Annotated in this window: 6 protein-coding genes and 2 pseudogenes; all 8 read left to right on the top strand. The window is 48.1% G+C overall.

From position 1 onward, the window contains the following. Window positions 1–545 (top strand): RHS repeat-associated core domain-containing protein (locus SOP95_RS31320; protein ID WP_323609492.1); only part of this gene is annotated, 545 nt, incomplete at its 5' end. Further along, entirely contained in the window at window positions 542–1,135 is a 594-nt protein-coding gene (locus SOP95_RS31315; RefSeq protein ID WP_274078127.1) for an SMI1/KNR4 family protein, read from the top strand. The genes SOP95_RS31320 and SOP95_RS31315, both read left to right, overlap by 4 nt. Before the next feature lie 68 nt (window positions 1,136–1,203). Then, window positions 1,204–2,340, top strand: a pseudogene (locus SOP95_RS31310) (RHS repeat domain-containing protein); the annotation flags it as partial. A 388-nt stretch (window positions 2,341–2,728) separates the two neighbouring features. After that, a complete protein-coding gene (locus SOP95_RS31305; protein ID WP_274078128.1) occupies window positions 2,729–3,292 on the top strand; it encodes a hypothetical protein in 564 nt (187 codons plus the stop codon). A gap of 49 nt (window positions 3,293–3,341) precedes the next feature. Next, the gene (locus tag SOP95_RS31300) at window positions 3,342–3,584 is read left to right on the top strand and encodes an SMI1/KNR4 family protein (protein ID WP_323609491.1); all 243 of its coding nucleotides are present in this window, start codon (window positions 3,342–3,344) and stop codon (window positions 3,582–3,584) included. Between the two features lie 17 nt (window positions 3,585–3,601). Then, window positions 3,602–3,832: an SMI1/KNR4 family protein gene (locus SOP95_RS31295; protein ID WP_323609490.1), complete on the top strand. Its 231-nt coding sequence runs from the start codon at window positions 3,602–3,604 to the stop codon at window positions 3,830–3,832. A 273-nt stretch (window positions 3,833–4,105) separates the two neighbouring features. Further along, window positions 4,106–4,525 carry an NTF2 fold immunity protein gene (locus SOP95_RS31290; protein ID WP_056725177.1) on the top strand — a complete coding sequence of 140 codons (420 nt, stop codon included), beginning with the start codon at window positions 4,106–4,108 and terminating at the stop codon, window positions 4,523–4,525. A 237-nt stretch (window positions 4,526–4,762) separates the two neighbouring features. Continuing rightward, a pseudogene (locus SOP95_RS31285) lies at window positions 4,763–5,180 on the top strand (type IV secretion protein Rhs); the annotation flags it as partial.

Genomic DNA, 5,180 nt, shown 5'->3' with positions numbered 1-5,180 from the left:
CGGGGCTGCACTACAACACGTTTCGGTATTACGATCCGGAGGTGGGGCGGTTTGTTACGCAGGATCCGATTGGGTTGATTGGCGGGGAAAACCTGTATCAATACGCTCCTAATTCCATAGGTTGGAGCGATCCGTGGGGGTGGAGTTGCAATCGTCCCGGTGGCTACAAAGCTGGTGATGTTGATGCCCACGGTAACCTGTCTCCTGGTGTTAATAGGGCATCGGGCCACAAAAATATTTCGGAAGATAAACTAGTTCAGTCACACCATTTTATCCAAGATGAGTGGGCGAAAAGAAATGTCACAGGGTATAAGAGAAACGAGGCGCCTGCTATTCTTCTAAAAAGCTCTTCGGGAGAACCTCATGCGATTATCTCATCGCTTCAGCGAACTAGACGGCGAATTTCTGGGTTTGGTGGAACGATTAAGGAAGAGTTTGGTGTCGCCTACAAAGAATTAATTGACGCTGGCGTTGATCCTGGCGCTGCGAAAAAGGCTGCCAGTAGATCGTATAAATATTTTGACTCATTAGGGGCGTTTCAATGACTCTAAGTTATACAGAAGTAAATCCGCCTGCGTCGGCAGCGATGATTAATGAAGCGGTCCGCTTGTTGGGGGTCGATGAGGATGTATGGGTTGCCAGGTTTTGGGCTCTCTATAATGGAGCCTTGCTTGATGATCAAGTGCTGATTTATTCGACGGAGGAAATAGCTGAGCGCAATAAAACATATGATATAGACAAGGACTTTCCAGGGCAGCTTTTGGTGGGTGATGACTCTGGTGGCAGGCTTGTTCTGATCGATAGATCTGCCGAAGATAAATTTTATCTCATAGGCTCTGGTGATCCATTTTTAGACGATGCGGAAATATTTTTCTCAGTTGAAGAATTGGTAGCGTATGTCCTTGAAGATGGCAACGAATTGCCGGACTCCGTAAGTATTTTGGCAATAGGTAAAGCTAAAGCCACTTTGCAAGAAATTCTGGAAATCAAGAAAGGATTAGGGTTGAGCCATTCGGTGAAAGATCTGAAAGAGAAACTCGAAAAAGAAAATGAGGTTGTTCTGAAAGAGGTAAAAGCTGCCAAATACGAGAGTGTTTTAGCTAGATATCGACATCTGATTCGGTTCGATAACTAGTTGGGGCGCTGATCTAGGGTTTGTGCTGATGAACTTCTAGAAAATACTCCTTGGCATCAGCCCAACACCTCAATCACCTGTACTACGGCAGCGGCCACCTGCACCAACTCAACCTCGATGGACAATTGATCAGCGACATCGAGCGCGACGACCTGCACCGCGAAGTCCTGCGCACCCAGGGCACGCTCACCAGCTGCTTCGGCTACGACGCCATGGGCCGCAAGAGCTGGCAGTTCGCCTCGCGCCTGCCGGCGGAAAAACTCTCGCGCCTGCACAACCCCGGCATCCAGCCCGACCTGCTGGTCGAGCACGCCTACAACCCGATTCACCGCCGTCACCAATACGACCCGGCTGGCGAACTGACCCGCACCCTCGACAAACTGCGCGGCGAGATCAAGTACGAGTACGAAGCCAACGGCCAGTTGCACAGCCGCGACACCGGCCAGTTGATCGACAGCGAAGAATTCCGCTACGACGCTGCGGCGAACCGGTTGAACTTCAACACCAGCCAGTTTGACCACGTCAAAGACAACCGCCTGAAGCGCTGGCGGGATCAGGAATATGCCTACGATGCGTGGGGCAACCTGGTTGAAAAACGTAGCGGTATGGGCACGCTGCAGATGTTTGTGTATGACTGTGAAAATCGCTTGGTGCGGGCTGAGACGTTGGTGAATGGCAAGCTGGAGAGTACCGGTGCGTATCGGTATGACAGCCTGGGGCGGCGGGTTGGTAAGGTTTCAGAGGTCAACGGCAAGACCGAGCAGAAGCACTTTTTGTGGCAAGGCTTGCGGATGTTGCGCGAAGAGCGTCCGGGGCAGAGCAGTCTGTATCTCTATGAGCCGGGGAGTTACGCGCCGTTGGCGCGTGTCGACCAGGCGGAAGGTGAGGAGCGGAAGCTTTACTACTTCCACACTGATCAGATTGGTACGCCGTTGGAGATGACTGACCGTGAAGGGCAGATTGTCTGGCAGGCGACGTACAAGGCGTGGGGGGCGGTTGAAAAGTTGGTGGTCAATGATGTCGAGCAGAACCTGCGGTTTCAGGGGCAGTATTTTGATGACGAGACGGGGCTGCACTACAACACGTTTCGGTATTACGATCCGGAGGTGGGGCGGTTTGTTACGCAGGATCCGATTGGGCTTAGTGGTGGGACGAATCTATATCACTACGCAGCAAACCCTTATGGATGGATTGATCCTTGGGGTTGGATGGCGTTTTGGAAGCCCCTCAAACCTGATGGAATGGGACACCACCCATTCCCGCGGGCGCATGCCAATACCCATGGTTTTCCGGAACTGGGAACAAAACTGGACTCGCCATCATGGTTTCCAAATGAGGTAGCCGGGTCAGATGAACTTCACAAAGAATTTCACGAGGCAATTAAAAAAGAGGGGGTGCCATTCAACAAAAAGTTCTCCGGCACCTCTGATGAATTAGTAGGTAATTAAACAAAGCTTATGAAGGATTTCCTCAAAAAGGCACGCTGAAAATACCTAGAGCAGGTCAGGTGCTTGCTGAAAATATTACCATAGGGGATGCATTGAAAAAGTCTGTTGGTAAAGGGTCTAATCTAAAGTCGGCGGGAGGTTGTGCATGAAGAATATAGCAAAAATCGAGATATTTGAACCTGGGATGGTTGTTTTTGATCCGGTCGCGTTGAATGACTTTATAATAAATAATGGTATAACTTCCAGTAACTTGTTAGATTGCTTTTTGAATAGCGAAAAGCTTGGGTTGCGCGCGGTGGAAGAAGGGGTTGTTTTTCCCCTCTATCAAATTCCGGAGATGGAATACAGTATTTTTTTAAAGGGGGTAGGGCAAAAGTCAAGCTTTAGTGATTCGGTAAATAAATTTTGTTATTCTGGGATTCCGCTGAAAGTTGTTTCTGGGTTGGTTGTTGTTGCAGATTTGAATGCGCTTATGGATTGGGATAGTGAGTTTTTTCTGGGTTATAGAGATGCGTGTGTTGATGGTCTAGGAAATAATGATTATCTAGATGTTGAGAATGGCTTATATGATCTAAGTATTAGTGGTTTTAAGGGGCTCAATGACCCATTTGTTTCTCTGGGTTATGAATTGGAGTTTACGTCCGTAGGGCAGCTTCCGAAGCTTTCAAATGATGCTTCAACTGATGATTGGGATTTCTCCATTGTTTGAGTACATACAGGAGCTGAATGAAAGAAGGCTTGTTTGCGGGGGGGGATAGATGGGTGTACTGCAGATGTCGAAATCCGATCCGAAAGTGGCTAGTTCTGATCTAGAGTCGCTGGAAAACGAAGTCGGGCATACGTTACCTGAAGGTTTTAGAATTTTTTATTTAGCTCATGACGGTGGGGTAGCAGATAGAGATTGGTGGGACAGTGGTGATGAATATGAGCCTGTTCGAATAAAGAAATTTAAAGCAGTTGCAGCTAGTGGTGCTTTTGATGCTGCAGAGACAAATATTTAAGCGGCTGTTATGCAGTGATGACCTCTAAAAATGTGATACCTAAAACATTGCTGCCGTTTGCGACTGACGATGGTGGTAATTTTTTCTGTCTGGATTTGCCTGATGGTGATGTGTGTTTTTACGCAACTGATTCCTTTGATCCGAATAGTAGTTATGCCGCCAATCATGCAAAGGCCTATCGTTGGCTCGCAAGTTCGTTTGACGCTTTTGTTGAGGGTTCAAAGGGCGAATCTGAGATCGACCTGTAAAATCGAAGGCCAGAGGAGCTGTGACAGGGATCGCGATGACCTGCACAGCGAGGCGGACAATGATTGTCATTTTCCGCTTTTTTCACTGACACCGGTCTGGATTACGGTGTTTTATCAAACCAAACACTAGGGAAGTACTCATCTCGCAGCAATCATCCACAGCCGCTTCAACGGTGACTGGTCAGCTGATCTCCACCTTCCGCCACGGCAAAGGATTTCTGGTTTTTATTCTGCTGTTCGCAATTGTATTGTTGTGCTTGGTAGGAGTTTGTTATGGAAAAAGAAGTTTCGGTGGTTGAGGCGTTGAAAGGCTTTATGTCAGAAATGCGAGATTGGGAGACGGCTTTTCGCGATGAGCAAATGAGCCTGATCGATGCGGAAAAAAATACCTCTGACTGTGATAAAAAGTATGAACTCGAGCTTAAGAAGGTTTTAACCAGGTTTTCTGTGTCAGATGAGCGAAGCTGGGCTAGGCTTGTAGATCTCGGTTGTGGGTCTCCTCCGACTTATGATCCAGAGAGGGATGTAATAAACAAGCCTGTTCAAGAAGGTAAAAATTACGCTGTGGTTGTCGAGCAGATGGCTAGGCTAAAGGCTGTATATAAGTTTGTTCTAAAAGATACTGGAAATGGTTGGCTGATAGTGAAAAAAGAAACAAAAAGTGGTGATAAGTGGAAAAAAACCGCTCTCTGATGTTTGTATGTAAACGGTGTAGCGCTCCGTTGTACTGGTGGCGCAGCATTTCATGGATGTGTTTGGTTGTTCGTTGGTAGTTAAAAACTAGTGGGTTTTGTGCCGTTCTTTAAAATTTTATCTCTAGAGTGGCTTAAGGTTTTCTTAAGCCACTTTCCTCTTTAATCTAAAAATGCTGTGCAAGCGCGTTCTTACAATTCACGCTAAAAATGATTAGTAATTGAACGAATCCATTTTCGCGACTTCGGCGGTGAGCAGTACGCTATCGACCTCGACGAAGCCGGCAACATGACCGGTCTCAAGCTGCCGGATGGCAACCGGTTGGGGTTCAAGTACGACGACTTTTCGCGTTTGCTTGAAGAAACCGATCCACTGGGTCGCAAGATCAAATACAAGTACCACCTCGGCACTACGTTGGTCACCGAAACGACTTTCCTGGACGGCAGCACCTGGCAGGCCCGCTATGACGCCAAGGGCAACTTGATCGCCGAAGTCGACGCCTTGGGCAATAAAACCGAATACCTCAACGGCGACGACGGCCTGCCACACACCATCATCGATGCAACCGGCAAGTCCAAATACCTGTGGTGGAACTCCCTGGCCCAGGTCGAACGCTTCCAGGATTGCTCCGGTAAAAACACCACCTACCGCTTCG

The sequence above is a fragment of the Pseudomonas sp. YuFO8 genome, assembly GCF_035065025.1.
Lineage (GTDB): Bacteria > Pseudomonadota > Gammaproteobacteria > Pseudomonadales > Pseudomonadaceae > Aquipseudomonas > Aquipseudomonas putida_AE.
This window is presented reverse-complemented; position numbering and strand designations above follow the sequence as displayed.